The organism is Enterobacter cloacae complex sp. GYL001 (assembly GCF_049237125.1).
Lineage (GTDB): Bacteria > Pseudomonadota > Gammaproteobacteria > Enterobacterales > Enterobacteriaceae > Enterobacter > Enterobacter hormaechei_C.
This window is the reverse complement of sequence record NZ_JBMKGW010000026.1, coordinates 1-11,030: the sequence shown is the minus strand read 5'-3', so window position 1 is coordinate 11,030 and position 11,030 is coordinate 1. Positions and strand designations below refer to the sequence as shown.

Sequence of the window (11,030 nt, the reverse complement as noted above, 5' to 3'; positions counted from 1 at the left end):
TACTTATTCCTCAATTTTACCGCCAGCAGCTTCGATAGCAGCACGAGCACCTTTAGTAACACGCAGGCCACGAACAGTTACCGGAGTAGAAACTTCACCAGCCAGGATCACTTTCGCGAACTCGATCTGGATACCGATAATGTTAGCCGCTTTCAGCGTGTTCAGGTCTACAACGCCGCCTTCAACTTTCGCCAGGTCAGACAAACGGATTTCCGCTGTGATCGCTGCTTTGCGAGAGGTGAAGCCGAACTTCGGCAGACGACGGTACAGTGGCATCTGGCCACCCTCGAAACCGCGACGTACGCCACCGCCAGAACGAGAATTCTGACCTTTGTGACCACGACCACCGGTTTTGCCGAGGCCAGAACCGATACCACGACCCAGGCGTTTACCCGCCTTTTTAGAGCCTTCGGCCGGAGACAGAGTATTTAAACGCATCTCTTACTCCTCAACTTTAACCATGAAGTAAACCGCGTTGACCATACCACGAACAGCAGGAGTATCCTCGCGCTCAACGGTATGACCAATACGACGCAGACCCAGGCCAAGCAGCGTTGCCTTGTGTTTCGGCAGACGACCGATTGCACTGCGGGTTTGAGTGATTTTAATAGTCTTTGCCATGGTCAATTACCCCAGAATTTCTTCAACGGATTTACCACGCTTGGCAGCGACCATTTCTGGAGAATTCATATTTTCCAGGCCATCAATAGTTGCACGAACCACGTTGATCGGGTTGGTGGAACCATATGCTTTAGCCAGAACGTTATGAACTCCAGCAACTTCCAGAACGGCGCGCATTGCACCACCGGCGATGATACCGGTACCTTCGGAAGCTGGCTGCATGAATACACGAGAACCCGTGTGAACACCTTTAACTGGGTGTTGCAGGGTACCGTTGTTCAGCGCGACGTTAATCATATTGCGACGGGCTTTTTCCATCGCTTTCTGGATCGCTGCTGGAACTTCACGCGCTTTACCGTAACCAAAACCAACGCGACCGTTACCATCACCCACTACAGTCAGAGCTGTGAAGGAGAAAATACGACCACCTTTAACGGTTTTAGATACGCGGTTTACCGCGATCAGCTTTTCCTGCAGTTCGCCAGCCTGTTTTTCGATGTGAGCCATCTTACACCTCTACCTTAGAACTGAAGGCCAGCTTCACGGGCAGCATCTGCCAGTGCCTGGACACGACCATGATATTGGAACCCGGAACGGTCAAAGGAAACATTGCTGATGCCTTTTTCCAGAGCGCGTTCAGCGACAGCTTTACCTACAGCTGCTGCGGCGTCTTTGTTACCGGTATACTTCAATTGTTCTGAGATAGCTTTTTCTACAGTAGAAGCAGCTACCAGAACTTCAGAACCGTTCGGTGCAATTACCTGTGCGTAAATATGACGCGGGGTACGATGTACCACCAGGCGAGTTGCACCCAGCTCTTTGAGCTTGCGGCGTGCGCGGGTCGCACGACGGATACGAGCAGATTTCTTATCCATAGTGTTACCTTACTTCTTCTTAGCCTCTTTGGTACGCACGACTTCGTCGGCGTAACGAACACCCTTGCCTTTATAAGGCTCAGGACGACGGTAGGCGCGCAGATCTGCTGCAACCTGACCGATCAGCTGTTTATCAGCGCCTTTCAGCACGATTTCAGTCTGAGTCGGGCATTCTGCAGTGATACCGGCCGGCAGCGGATGCTCAACAGGGTGTGAGAAGCCCAGAGACAGGCCTACTGCATTCCCTTTGATAGCTGCACGATAACCTACACCAACCAGCTGAAGCTTTTTAGTGAAGCCTTCGGTAACACCAACAACCATTGAGTTCAGCAGGGCACGCGCGGTACCAGCCTGAGCCCATCCATCCACGAAACCATCACGCGGACCGAAGGTCAGAGCGTTATCTGCATGTTTAACTTCAACAGCATTGTTGAGGGTACGAGTCAGCTCGCCGTTTTTACCTTTGATCGTAATAACCTGACCGTCGATTTTTACATCAACGCCGGCAGGAATAACGACCGGTGCTTTAGCAACACGAGACATTCTTTCCTCCGATTAGGCTACGTAGCAGATAATTTCGCCACCAAGACCAGCCTGGCGCGCTGCACGATCAGTCATAACACCTTTAGAGGTAGAAACAACTGCGATACCAAGACCAGCCATTACTTTTGGCAGCTCATCTTTTTTCTTATAGATGCGCAGGCCTGGGCGGCTGACACGCTGAATGCTTTCTACAACAGCTTTACCCTGGAAATACTTGAGAGTAAGTTCCAGTTCCGGCTTGGTGTCGCCTTCAACTTTAAAATCTTCGATAAAACCTTCTTCCTTCAGCACGTTGGCAATTGCCACTTTCAGCTTGGCGGAAGGCATGGTGACCGCAACTTTGTTCGCGGCCTGACCGTTACGGATACGGGTCAGCATATCCGCGATCGGATCTTGCATGCTCATCTGTCTTTACTCCCGTGATTCAATTGGTAATTACCAGCTAGCCTTTTTCAAGCCTGGCACTTCACCGCGCATGGCGGCTTCACGCAGTTTGATACGGCTCAACCCAAACTTGCCCACATAACCATGTGGACGACCTGTTTGACGACAGCGGTTACGCTGACGAGACGGGCTGGAATCACGCGGCAGAGACTGCAGCTTGAGAACCGCATTCCAACGATCTTCGTCGGAAGCGTTCACATCAGAAATGATCGCTTTCAGTTCAGCGCGTTTAGCGAAGAATTTATCAGCTAAAGCTACGCGCTTTACTTCGCGTGCTTTCATTGATTGCTTAGCCATTCAGTAACCCTACCTTACTTGCGGAACGGGAAGTCAAAGGCAGCCAGCAGAGCACGGCCTTCTTCATCAGATTTCGCAGTAGTGGTAATGGTAATATCCAAACCACGCACGCGGTCGACTTTATCGTAGTCGATTTCTGGGAAGATGATCTGCTCACGGACACCCATGCTGTAGTTACCACGACCGTCGAAAGACTTAGCGGACAAGCCACGGAAGTCACGGATACGTGGAACAGCAATAGTGATCAGGCGCTCAAGGAACTCCCACATGCGTTCGCCACGCAGAGTTACTTTACAGCCGATCGGATAGCCCTGACGGATTTTGAAGCCTGCAACAGATTTGCGTGCTTTGGTGATCAGCGGTTTTTGACCGGAGATTGCTGTCAGGTCAGCTGCTGCGTTATCCAGCAGTTTCTTGTCAGCGATCGCTTCACCAACACCCATGTTCAGGGTGATCTTCTCGACCCGAGGGACTTGCATGACAGAATTGTAGTTAAACTCAGTCATGAGTTTGTTAACTACTTCGTCTTTGTAGTAATCATGCAGTTTCGCCATCGTACTACTCCAAATTACTTGATAGTTTCGCTGTTAGATTTGAAGAAACGGACTTTTTTACCGTCTTCGAATCTAAAGCCTACACGGTCAGCCTTACCGGTAGCCGCATTGAAGATTGCAACGTTAGAAACCTGAATAGCAGCTTCTTTTTCAACGATGCCGCCTGGTTGGTTCAGGGCCGGAACCGGCTTCTGATGTTTCTTAACCAGGTTAATACCTTCAACGACAAGTTTGCCGGAAGACAGAACATTTTTTACTTTACCGCGTTTACCTTTATCTTTACCGGTTAACACGATAACTTCGTCATCACGACGGATTTTCGCTGCCATGATTCGCTCCTTAGAGTACTTCTGGTGCCAGAGAGATAATTTTCATGAACTTCTCAGTACGAAGTTCACGAGTTACCGGCCCAAAGATACGCGTGCCGATAGGCTGCTCGCTGTTATTGTTTAAAATAACGCATGCATTACCATCGAAGCGAATGACAGAACCGTCAGGGCGACGAACACCCTTCTTGGTGCGCACCACTACCGCCTTCAGCACATCACCTTTTTTGACCTTACCACGTGGAATTGCTTCCTTGATGGTGATCTTGATGATGTCGCCTACGCCTGCGTAGCGACGGTGCGAGCCACCCAGAACCTTGATACACATTACGCGACGTGCACCGGAGTTGTCGGCGACGTTCAGCATAGTCTGTTCTTGGATCATTTTAGTGCTCCGCTAATGTCAACTACTACCTGAGACTCTAAAATCAGAGCCGTTAAAAAGCCCCATATCGAGGGCGCGGCATTATAACACCGCTTCTGCAATATGGGTAGAAAAAATAAACGGCTCATCGCTGAGCCGTTTATTCGTATTGAGAATGCGTACTCTATTACAGAACCGCTTTCTCTACAACGCGAACCAGCGTCCAGGACTTAGTCTTGGACAGTGGACGGCATTCACGGATTTCAACCTTGTCGCCGATACCACATTCGTTGTTCTCGTCATGTACGTGCAGTTTGGTCGTACGCTTGATGAATTTACCGTAGATCGGGTGTTTCACAAAACGTTCGATAGCTACAACAATGGATTTCTCCATTTTATCGCTAACAACACGACCTTGCAGAGTACGGATTTTATCGGTCATTACGCACCCGCCTTCTGAGTCAGTAAAGTCTTAACGCGCGCAACATTGCGACGCACTTGCTTCAGCAGGTGAGTCTGTTGCAGCTGGCCACTTGCAGCCTGCATACGCAGGTTGAACTGCTCACGCAGCAGGTTCAGCAGCTCAGCGTTCAGCTCTTCAACGCTTTTTTCACGCAGCTCTTTTGCTTTCATTACATCACCGTCTTAGTTACAAAGGTGGTTTTGATAGGCAGTTTCGCTGCTGCCAGGCCGAAGGCTTCACGGGCCAGCTCTTCCGGAACACCGTCCATTTCATAAAGGACTTTGCCCGGTTGGATCAAGGCAACCCAGTACTCCACGTTACCTTTACCTTTACCCATACGAACTTCCAGTGGCTTCTCGGTGATCGGTTTGTCCGGGAATACACGGATCCAGATCTTACCTTGACGCTTAACTGCACGGGTCATTGCACGACGTGCTGCTTCGATCTGACGTGCAGTCAGACGACCACGGCCAACAGCTTTCAGACCGAAAGTGCCGAAGCTAACATCCGTACCCTGCGCCAGACCACGGTTGCGGCCTTTGTGCACTTTACGGAATTTTGTACGCTTTGGTTGTAACATCAGCGACGCTCCTTATTTACGGCCTTTACGCTGCTGCTTTTTAGGTTGAGCAGCCGGTTTTTCCGGTTGTTCAACAGCAGCCATACCACCCAGGATCTCACCTTTGAAGATCCATACCTTAACGCCGATTACACCGTAAGTGGTGTGCGCTTCAGAGGTGTTGTAGTCGATGTCAGCACGCAGAGTGTGCAGCGGTACGCGACCTTCGCGGTACCATTCGGTACGTGCGATTTCCGCGCCGCCCAGACGGCCGCTAACTTCAACTTTGATACCTTTAGCGCCCAGACGCATTGCGTTCTGTACAGCACGCTTCATAGCACGACGGAACATAACGCGACGTTCCAGCTGAGAAGTGATGCTGTCAGCAACCAATTTAGCGTCCAGTTCAGGCTTACGAACTTCAGCGATATTGATCTGTGCAGGAACGCCAGCGATATCCGCTACGACCTTGCGCAGTTTTTCTACGTCTTCGCCTTTCTTACCGATAACGATGCCAGGGCGAGCAGTGTGAATAGTCACACGGATGCTCTTAGCTGGACGCTCGATAACGATACGAGATACAGACGCTTTAGCCAGTTCCTTAGTCAGGTACTGACGTACTTTAAAATCGCTGTCCAGGTTGTCAGCGAATTCTTTGGTGTTCGCAAACCAGGTAGAGTTCCATGGTTTTACAATACCCAGGCGAATACCATTAGGATGTACTTTCTGACCCATTGCTAGTCTCCAGAGTCTCAGCGATCGGACACAACCACAGTAATGTGGCTGGTGCGCTTCAGGATGCGATCTGCACGACCTTTCGCACGCGGCATAATGCGCTTCATGCTTGGGCCTTCATCTACGAAAATTTTCGCGACTTTCAGATCGTCGATGTCAGCGCCATCGTTGTGTTCAGCGTTAGCAATGGCAGATTCCAGTACTTTCTTGACCAATACCGCAGCTTTCTTGTTGGTATAGGTCAGGATGTCCAGGGCCTGCGACACTTTCTTACCGCGAATCAGGTCAGCAACAAGGCGAACCTTCTGTGCAGAAGAACGAGCATGGCGATGTTGAGCTAAAGTTTCCATCTCTTCCTCCTACCTTATTTTTTCTTCGCTTTTTTATCAGCAGCGTGGCCGCGATAAGTACGAGTCGGTGCGAATTCACCCAGTTTGTGACCAACCATTTCGTCGGTAACAAAGACTGGAACGTGCTGACGACCATTATGGACAGCGATGGTCAAACCGATCATGTTAGGAAAGATCGTTGAACGACGGGACCAAGTGCGCAGGGGCTTCTTGTCTCCGCTTTCCACCGCTTTCTCTACCTTCTTCAGCAAGTGCAGGTCAATAAAAGGACCTTTCTTGAGAGAACGTGGCATGGCTTATCCTCTAAAATTATTTGCTACGGCGACGTACGATAAATTTATCAGTACGCTTGTTGCTGCGGGTCTTCTTACCTTTGGTCTGAACGCCCCACGGAGTTACCGGGTGCTTACCAAAGTTACGACCTTCACCACCACCATGTGGGTGGTCGACTGGGTTCATCGCAGTACCGCGAACGGTAGGACGAACACCACGCCAGCGTGCAGCACCAGCTTTACCCAGAACGCGCAGCATATGCTCAGCATTGCCAACTTCGCCCAGAGTAGCGCGGCAGTCTGCTTCGACTTTACGCATTTCACCAGAACGCAGACGCAGGGTGACATAAGCACCGTCACGCGCAACGATCTGAACGTAAGTACCCGCGGAACGCGCCAGCTGACCGCCTTTACCTGGTTTCATTTCTACGTTATGAACGGTAGAACCAACCGGGATATTGCGCATCGGCAGGGTGTTGCCTGCTTTGATTGCAGCATCAACGCCAGACTGAATCTGGTCGCCAGCTTTCAGGCCTTTAGGGGCCAGGATGTAACGGCGTTCGCCATCTTTGTACAGAACCAGCGCGATGTTCGCGGAACGGTTCGGATCGTACTCAAGACGCTCAACAACTGCTGGGATACCGTCTTTGTTGCGTTTGAAGTCAACAATACGATAAGCCTGCTTGTGGCCACCACCGATGTGACGAGTGGTGATACGGCCATTGTTGTTACGACCACCGGATTTGCTGTTTTTTTCCAGCAACGGAGCAAAAGGTTTGCCCTTGTGCAGCTCAGGGTTAACCACTTTAACTACGTGGCGACGACCCGGAGATGTCGGTTTACATTTAACAACTGCCATTGTATTACTCCTCCGACTTACTCAGCGCCGCCAACGAAGTCCAGGTTCTGGCCTTCTTTCAGGGTGACGTAAGCTTTTTTCCAGTCGCTACGACGACCGATACGCTGTCCGTGACGTTTAACTTTCCCTTTAACTACCAGGGTGTTAACGACTTCGACTTCGACTTCAAACAGTTTCTGCACAGCAGCTTTGATCTCTGCTTTGGTCGCGTCTTTAGCAACTTTGAGAACGATGGTGTTTGTTTTTTCCATCGCAGTAGACGCTTTTTCAGAAACGTGCGGTGCGCGCAGCACCTTCAGCAGACGTTCTTCACGAATCATGCCAGCATCTCCTCAACTTGCTTAACAGCATCAGCAGTCATTACGACTTTGTCGAAGGCGATCAGGCTAACCGGGTCGATACCAGTCGCGTCGCGTACGTCAACCTTGTGCAGGTTACGCGCGGCCAGGAACAGGTTCTCGTCCAGCTCACCGGTGATGATCAGCACATCTTCCAGAGCCATGTCTTTCAGTTTCTGTGCCAGCAGCTTAGTTTTAGGCGCTTCAACAGAGAACTTCTCGACAACGATCAGACGATCCTGACGTACCAGTTCGGACAGAATGCTTTTCAGCGCGCCGCGGTACATCTTTTTGTTAACTTTTTGACTGTGGTCCTGTGGACGCGCAGCGAAGGTCACGCCACCTGAACGCCAGATCGGGCTCTTGATAGAACCTGAACGCGCACGGCCGGTACCTTTCTGGCGCCATGGCTTTTTGCCTGAACCAGTTACTTCAGCACGAGTCTTCTGAGCACGAGTACCCTGACGAGCACCAGCTGCATAAGCAACAACAACCTGGTGAACCAGCGCTTCGTTGAAATCACGACCGAAGGTAGTTTCGGAAACAGTCAGCGCGCTCTGCGCGTCTTTCAATACTAATTCCATTGCTATCCCCTTACGCCTTCACAGCTGGTTTAACGATCAGGTCGCTACCGGTTGCACCCGGGACCGCACCTTTAACCAGCAGCAGGTTGCGCTCAGCGTCAACACGTACTACGTCCAGGCTCTGAACGGTTACACGTTCGTTGCCCAGCTGACCTGCCATTTTCTTGCCTTTGAACACTTTGCCCGGAGTCTGGTTCTGACCGATAGAACCCGGAACGCGGTGAGACAAGGAGTTACCGTGAGTAGCGTCCTGGGTACGGAAGTTCCAGCGCTTAACGGTACCAGCAAAACCTTTACCTTTAGAGGTACCGGTTACGTCAACTTTTTTAACGTCAGCAAACAGCTCAACGCTAATGTCCTGACCTACGGTGAACTCTTCGCCTTCAGCAAGACGGAATTCCCACAGACCACGGCCAGCTTCAACGCCAGCTTTAGCGAAGTGACCCGCTTCTGGTTTGGTTACACGGTTAGCTTTTTTAGCACCAGTGGTAACCTGAATAGCGCGGTAGCCATCGTTAGCCAGATCTTTAACCTGAGTAACGCGGTTTGCTTCAACTTCGATTACGGTTACTGGGATAGAAACGCCATCTTCAGTGAAGATGCGGGTCATACCCACTTTTTTACCGACTAAACCAATCATTGTTTCAACCTCTCAATCGCTCGATGACCTGATTAACCCAGGCTGATCTGCACGTCTACACCGGCAGCCAGATCCAGACGCATCAGAGCATCAACGGTTTTCTCAGTTGGCTCAACGATGTCAACCAGACGCTTGTGAGTGCGGATTTCGTACTGATCACGCGCATCTTTGTTAACGTGCGGAGAGATCAGAACGGTAAAGCGCTCTTTGCGGGTCGGCAGCGGGATCGGACCACGGACTTGCGCACCAGTGCGCTTAGCAGTCTCGACGATTTCCGCGGTTGATTGATCGATCAGACGATGATCAAACGCTTTAAGGCGGATACGGATTCTTTGGTTCTGCATGAGACCAGAGCTCCAATTATTTTATAAACGAAAATGATTACTCCTCAAACCCATTACGATTGATGGGAGAGTGTAACCGTTCTTACGTAGCTCCCCAATTGGGAGCATTGTTGAGTAACAAAGTGAGCTACTCTGGTTCAGATTGAACCCGCCGTCAATTACGACAAGCCCGCGCATTATACGTAAATCAGAGAAAGACGCAAGTGCCGTTTAGAAATTAAGCGCCAAAGACGTACTATACGTAAGGCCGCGCAATTTTTTATGCAAAGTATCCCTTCTCAACTCTTTGTATGAAGCCGCTACGCAATTGCTGTTTTTACACATTGCCGGGCATGCAGATTATTACGAGTATGCGCTCAAACCATTTTGAGGCTCTCGCTATGCTACTGTCCCTCCCCTTTCTGTTGATCTATTTTGCGTTATCGGCCTTGCTTGTTCGCACCGATATTCGCACGGGGCTTCTTCCCGATAAATTTCTTTGCCCGCTGCTATGGACGGGCCTGCTCTACCAGCTTTGTCTCCATCCTGATTTTTTGCCGAGCGCGGTAGTGGGTGCGATGGCAGGATACGCCGGATTCGCCATTATCTATTGGGGATACCGTCTCATCTGCCGACGTGAAGGGATGGGATATGGCGACATAAAATATCTGGCGGCGCTGGGGGCATGGCATGGCTGGTGTGTACTACCAATACTGGCATTAGTGGCCGCGTTAATGGCTCTGCTGTATCTGGTTGCTTTCTCGTTGTTTACTCCTGATAAGCAGGCATTAAAAAAACCCACTGCCTTTTGGGCCATTTCTGGCGGCAGCGGGTTTATGCGTTGGCTGGGAAAGCCTGATTAACTTTCCACTTTGATCTGAGACTGAAGGTAGTTCTGTAGGCCAATTTTGCTAATGAGATCCAGTTCGGTCTCAAGCCAGTCGATGTGCCCTTCTTCATCGGCCAGGATCTGGATCATCATATCGCGGCTGACGTAGTCATGTACGCTGTCCGCATAGGCAATGGCTTCACGCAGATCTTTTGCACCCTCCAGCTCCAGCCGGAGATCAGAACGCAGCATCTCTTCGACATCTTCTCCGATGCCCAGTTTTCCGAGATCCTGTAGGTTAGGAATGCCTTCGAGGAATAAAATACGCTCAATGTATTTATCGGCGTGTTTCATTTCATCAATGGACTCATGGTATTCAACATCGTTGAGGCGAGTCAGTCCCCAGTTTTTAAACATTCTTGCATGGAGAAAATACTGATTGATTGCGACAAGCTCATTTCCCAATAATTTATTGAGATAACTTATGATTTTAACATCACCTTTCATTATATAGTCCCTCCGCTTCCACTCATTGAAGCGTAGATCGGGCTACGGGGATGTCAAAAAAAAGATAGAGGCTTACGCGATCTCTTTGAATTCCGGGATCTGCATCAGTTCGTCCTGCATGATCTCACGCGCTGCGCGAACGCATTTACCGCATTGATTTCCCACCGGAACAAACTTGCGAAGCTGCTGGAAAGATTGTGGTTGAAACTGGCGAACGGCCTGACGAATTTTTTTGTCGCTTACACCATTACATAAACAAACGTACATAAAGACTCCCGTTCAAAATATGCGCAAAGTGTAAGTGAGAATGGTTATGATTACAATAGCGCGGGCGTCGGAATACGTGGCGGGAGAAAGCAAAAAATGCGAATTTTTATGACAATGCCCCAACGGCAGAAAACAAAAAAGGACGCCGGAGCGTCCTTTTTATTTCAGGGATAATTAATTAGCCCAGAACTTTAGCAACAACGCCCGCGCCAACGGTACGGCCGCCTTCACGGATTGCGAAACGCAGACCGTCGTCCATCGCGATTGGGTGGATCAGCGT

The 11,030-nt window shown here is 50.2% G+C and carries 24 protein-coding genes and 1 pseudogene; 1 reads left to right on the top strand and 24 read right to left on the bottom strand.

Annotated features, from left to right (window positions below; all coding sequences use genetic code 11):
- Positions 1 to 3 precede the first annotated feature (3 nt).
- From rplO to rpsJ, 21 genes are all read right to left on the bottom strand, one after another.
- Positions 4 to 438, bottom strand: coding sequence for a 50S ribosomal protein L15 (rplO, locus tag ACOTWU_RS23855; RefSeq protein WP_003863304.1), 435 nt, complete (start codon positions 436 to 438; stop codon positions 4 to 6).
- A 3-nt stretch (positions 439 to 441) separates the two neighbouring features.
- Positions 442 to 621, bottom strand: a complete 180-nt coding sequence (gene rpmD / locus ACOTWU_RS23850) for a 50S ribosomal protein L30 (protein ID WP_003863301.1) — start codon at positions 619 to 621, stop codon at positions 442 to 444.
- A gap of 6 nt (positions 622 to 627) precedes the next feature.
- Positions 628 to 1,128: a 30S ribosomal protein S5 gene (gene rpsE / locus ACOTWU_RS23845; protein ID WP_003863299.1), complete on the bottom strand. Its 501-nt coding sequence runs from the start codon at positions 1,126 to 1,128 to the stop codon at positions 628 to 630.
- Between the two features lie 14 nt (positions 1,129 to 1,142).
- Complete coding sequence (gene rplR / locus ACOTWU_RS23840) at positions 1,143 to 1,496, bottom strand: 50S ribosomal protein L18 (protein ID WP_003863297.1); 354 nt, start codon at positions 1,494 to 1,496, stop codon at positions 1,143 to 1,145.
- Between the two features lie 9 nt (positions 1,497 to 1,505).
- A complete protein-coding gene (gene rplF, locus ACOTWU_RS23835; protein ID WP_006178917.1) occupies positions 1,506 to 2,039 on the bottom strand; it encodes a 50S ribosomal protein L6 in 534 nt (177 codons plus the stop codon).
- Between the two features lie 12 nt (positions 2,040 to 2,051).
- Positions 2,052 to 2,444 carry a 30S ribosomal protein S8 gene (rpsH, locus tag ACOTWU_RS23830; protein ID WP_006178918.1) on the bottom strand — a complete coding sequence of 131 codons (393 nt, stop codon included), beginning with the start codon at positions 2,442 to 2,444 and terminating at the stop codon, positions 2,052 to 2,054.
- Between the two features lie 30 nt (positions 2,445 to 2,474).
- Positions 2,475 to 2,780: a 30S ribosomal protein S14 gene (gene rpsN / locus ACOTWU_RS23825; protein ID WP_003863291.1), complete on the bottom strand. Its 306-nt coding sequence runs from the start codon at positions 2,778 to 2,780 to the stop codon at positions 2,475 to 2,477.
- 14 nt (positions 2,781 to 2,794) lie between these two features.
- Positions 2,795 to 3,334 carry a 50S ribosomal protein L5 gene (gene rplE / locus ACOTWU_RS23820; protein WP_003863290.1) on the bottom strand — a complete coding sequence of 180 codons (540 nt, stop codon included), beginning with the start codon at positions 3,332 to 3,334 and terminating at the stop codon, positions 2,795 to 2,797.
- Positions 3,335 to 3,348: 14 nt separating this feature from the next.
- On the bottom strand, positions 3,349 to 3,663 hold the full coding sequence (gene rplX, locus ACOTWU_RS23815; protein WP_003863287.1) for a 50S ribosomal protein L24: 315 nt from the start codon (positions 3,661 to 3,663) through the stop codon (positions 3,349 to 3,351).
- 10 nt (positions 3,664 to 3,673) lie between these two features.
- Entirely contained in the window at positions 3,674 to 4,045 is a 372-nt protein-coding gene (rplN, locus tag ACOTWU_RS23810; RefSeq protein ID WP_002919748.1) for a 50S ribosomal protein L14, read from the bottom strand.
- Positions 4,046 to 4,211: 166 nt separating this feature from the next.
- Positions 4,212 to 4,466 (bottom strand): 30S ribosomal protein S17, encoded by a 255-nt coding sequence (gene rpsQ / locus ACOTWU_RS23805; RefSeq protein WP_002438707.1) that lies wholly within the window; start codon positions 4,464 to 4,466, stop codon positions 4,212 to 4,214.
- Positions 4,466 to 4,657, bottom strand: a complete 192-nt coding sequence (gene rpmC, locus ACOTWU_RS23800) for a 50S ribosomal protein L29 (protein ID WP_003863282.1) — start codon at positions 4,655 to 4,657, stop codon at positions 4,466 to 4,468. Before rpmC ends, rpsQ begins: the two co-directional genes overlap by 1 nt.
- Positions 4,657 to 5,067, bottom strand: a complete 411-nt coding sequence (gene rplP / locus ACOTWU_RS23795) for a 50S ribosomal protein L16 (protein WP_002919759.1) — start codon at positions 5,065 to 5,067, stop codon at positions 4,657 to 4,659. The genes rpmC and rplP overlap by 1 nt, the downstream gene beginning before the upstream one ends.
- A gap of 12 nt (positions 5,068 to 5,079) precedes the next feature.
- Positions 5,080 to 5,781 carry a 30S ribosomal protein S3 gene (rpsC, locus tag ACOTWU_RS23790; RefSeq protein WP_000529945.1) on the bottom strand — a complete coding sequence of 234 codons (702 nt, stop codon included), beginning with the start codon at positions 5,779 to 5,781 and terminating at the stop codon, positions 5,080 to 5,082.
- Positions 5,782 to 5,798: 17 nt separating this feature from the next.
- Positions 5,799 to 6,131, bottom strand: a complete 333-nt coding sequence (rplV, locus tag ACOTWU_RS23785; RefSeq protein WP_002919773.1) for a 50S ribosomal protein L22 — start codon at positions 6,129 to 6,131, stop codon at positions 5,799 to 5,801.
- Between the two features lie 14 nt (positions 6,132 to 6,145).
- Complete coding sequence (gene rpsS, locus ACOTWU_RS23780; protein ID WP_001138117.1) at positions 6,146 to 6,424, bottom strand: 30S ribosomal protein S19; 279 nt, start codon at positions 6,422 to 6,424, stop codon at positions 6,146 to 6,148.
- 16 nt (positions 6,425 to 6,440) lie between these two features.
- The gene (gene rplB, locus ACOTWU_RS23775; protein ID WP_000301859.1) at positions 6,441 to 7,262 is read right to left on the bottom strand and encodes a 50S ribosomal protein L2; all 822 of its coding nucleotides are present in this window, start codon (positions 7,260 to 7,262) and stop codon (positions 6,441 to 6,443) included.
- 17 nt (positions 7,263 to 7,279) lie between these two features.
- Complete coding sequence (rplW, locus tag ACOTWU_RS23770) at positions 7,280 to 7,582, bottom strand: 50S ribosomal protein L23 (RefSeq protein WP_000617546.1); 303 nt, start codon at positions 7,580 to 7,582, stop codon at positions 7,280 to 7,282.
- Complete coding sequence (gene rplD, locus ACOTWU_RS23765; RefSeq protein ID WP_000424395.1) at positions 7,579 to 8,184, bottom strand: 50S ribosomal protein L4; 606 nt, start codon at positions 8,182 to 8,184, stop codon at positions 7,579 to 7,581. The genes rplW and rplD overlap by 4 nt, the downstream gene beginning before the upstream one ends.
- Before the next feature lie 10 nt (positions 8,185 to 8,194).
- Positions 8,195 to 8,824: a 50S ribosomal protein L3 gene (gene rplC / locus ACOTWU_RS23760; protein ID WP_003863274.1), complete on the bottom strand. Its 630-nt coding sequence runs from the start codon at positions 8,822 to 8,824 to the stop codon at positions 8,195 to 8,197.
- Between the two features lie 32 nt (positions 8,825 to 8,856).
- A complete protein-coding gene (gene rpsJ / locus ACOTWU_RS23755) occupies positions 8,857 to 9,168 on the bottom strand; it encodes a 30S ribosomal protein S10 (RefSeq protein WP_001181005.1) in 312 nt (103 codons plus the stop codon).
- A gap of 380 nt (positions 9,169 to 9,548) precedes the next feature.
- On the opposite strand from rpsJ, the pseudogene ACOTWU_RS23750 reads away from it, so the two are divergent.
- Positions 9,549 to 10,023 (top strand): annotated as a pseudogene (locus ACOTWU_RS23750) (prepilin peptidase).
- On the opposite strand, the gene bfr reads toward ACOTWU_RS23750, so the two are convergent.
- The 3 genes from bfr to ACOTWU_RS23735 form a co-directional block, all read right to left on the bottom strand.
- Positions 10,007 to 10,483, bottom strand: a complete 477-nt coding sequence (gene bfr, locus ACOTWU_RS23745; RefSeq protein ID WP_003863270.1) for a bacterioferritin — start codon at positions 10,481 to 10,483, stop codon at positions 10,007 to 10,009. The pseudogene ACOTWU_RS23750 and the gene bfr sit on opposite strands and share 17 nt — an antisense overlap.
- A gap of 72 nt (positions 10,484 to 10,555) precedes the next feature.
- A complete protein-coding gene (bfd, locus tag ACOTWU_RS23740) occupies positions 10,556 to 10,750 on the bottom strand; it encodes a bacterioferritin-associated ferredoxin (protein ID WP_003863268.1) in 195 nt (64 codons plus the stop codon).
- Positions 10,751 to 10,928: 178 nt separating this feature from the next.
- Positions 10,929 to 11,030, bottom strand: a 102-nt coding sequence (locus ACOTWU_RS23735) for a translation elongation factor Tu (protein WP_023167409.1), incomplete at its 5' end; no start/stop codon positions are given.

Excerpts from the sequence above, each read along its gene's own strand:
- rplO (WP_003863304.1), bottom strand. The coding sequence starts at position 438 with ATGCGTTTAAATACTCTGTCTCCGGCCGAAGGCTCTAAAAAGGCGGGT.
- rpmD (WP_003863301.1), bottom strand. The coding sequence starts at position 621 with ATGGCAAAGACTATTAAAATCACTCAAACCCGCAGTGCAATCGGTCGT.
- rpsE (WP_003863299.1), bottom strand. The coding sequence starts at position 1,128 with ATGGCTCACATCGAAAAACAGGCTGGCGAACTGCAGGAAAAGCTGATC.
- rplR (WP_003863297.1), bottom strand. The coding sequence starts at position 1,496 with ATGGATAAGAAATCTGCTCGTATCCGTCGTGCGACCCGCGCACGCCGC.
- rplF (WP_006178917.1), bottom strand. The coding sequence starts at position 2,039 with ATGTCTCGTGTTGCTAAAGCACCGGTCGTTATTCCTGCCGGCGTTGAT.
- rpsH (WP_006178918.1), bottom strand. The coding sequence starts at position 2,444 with ATGAGCATGCAAGATCCGATCGCGGATATGCTGACCCGTATCCGTAAC.
- rpsN (WP_003863291.1), bottom strand. The coding sequence starts at position 2,780 with ATGGCTAAGCAATCAATGAAAGCACGCGAAGTAAAGCGCGTAGCTTTA.
- rplE (WP_003863290.1), bottom strand. The coding sequence starts at position 3,334 with ATGGCGAAACTGCATGATTACTACAAAGACGAAGTAGTTAACAAACTC.
- rplX (WP_003863287.1), bottom strand. The coding sequence starts at position 3,663 with ATGGCAGCGAAAATCCGTCGTGATGACGAAGTTATCGTGTTAACCGGT.
- rplN (WP_002919748.1), bottom strand. The coding sequence starts at position 4,045 with ATGATCCAAGAACAGACTATGCTGAACGTCGCCGACAACTCCGGTGCA.
- rpsQ (WP_002438707.1), bottom strand. The coding sequence starts at position 4,466 with ATGACCGATAAAATCCGTACTCTGCAAGGTCGTGTTGTTAGCGATAAA.
- rpmC (WP_003863282.1), bottom strand. The coding sequence starts at position 4,657 with ATGAAAGCAAAAGAGCTGCGTGAAAAAAGCGTTGAAGAGCTGAACGCT.
- rplP (WP_002919759.1), bottom strand. The coding sequence starts at position 5,067 with ATGTTACAACCAAAGCGTACAAAATTCCGTAAAGTGCACAAAGGCCGC.
- rpsC (WP_000529945.1), bottom strand. The coding sequence starts at position 5,781 with ATGGGTCAGAAAGTACATCCTAATGGTATTCGCCTGGGTATTGTAAAA.
- rplV (WP_002919773.1), bottom strand. The coding sequence starts at position 6,131 with ATGGAAACTTTAGCTCAACATCGCCATGCTCGTTCTTCTGCACAGAAG.
- rpsS (WP_001138117.1), bottom strand. The coding sequence starts at position 6,424 with ATGCCACGTTCTCTCAAGAAAGGTCCTTTTATTGACCTGCACTTGCTG.
- rplB (WP_000301859.1), bottom strand. The coding sequence starts at position 7,262 with ATGGCAGTTGTTAAATGTAAACCGACATCTCCGGGTCGTCGCCACGTA.
- rplW (WP_000617546.1), bottom strand. The coding sequence starts at position 7,582 with ATGATTCGTGAAGAACGTCTGCTGAAGGTGCTGCGCGCACCGCACGTT.
- rplD (WP_000424395.1), bottom strand. The coding sequence starts at position 8,184 with ATGGAATTAGTATTGAAAGACGCGCAGAGCGCGCTGACTGTTTCCGAA.
- rplC (WP_003863274.1), bottom strand. The coding sequence starts at position 8,824 with ATGATTGGTTTAGTCGGTAAAAAAGTGGGTATGACCCGCATCTTCACT.
- rpsJ (WP_001181005.1), bottom strand. The coding sequence starts at position 9,168 with ATGCAGAACCAAAGAATCCGTATCCGCCTTAAAGCGTTTGATCATCGT.
- bfr (WP_003863270.1), bottom strand. The coding sequence starts at position 10,483 with ATGAAAGGTGATGTTAAAATCATAAGTTATCTCAATAAATTATTGGGA.
- bfd (WP_003863268.1), bottom strand. The coding sequence starts at position 10,750 with ATGTACGTTTGTTTATGTAATGGTGTAAGCGACAAAAAAATTCGTCAG.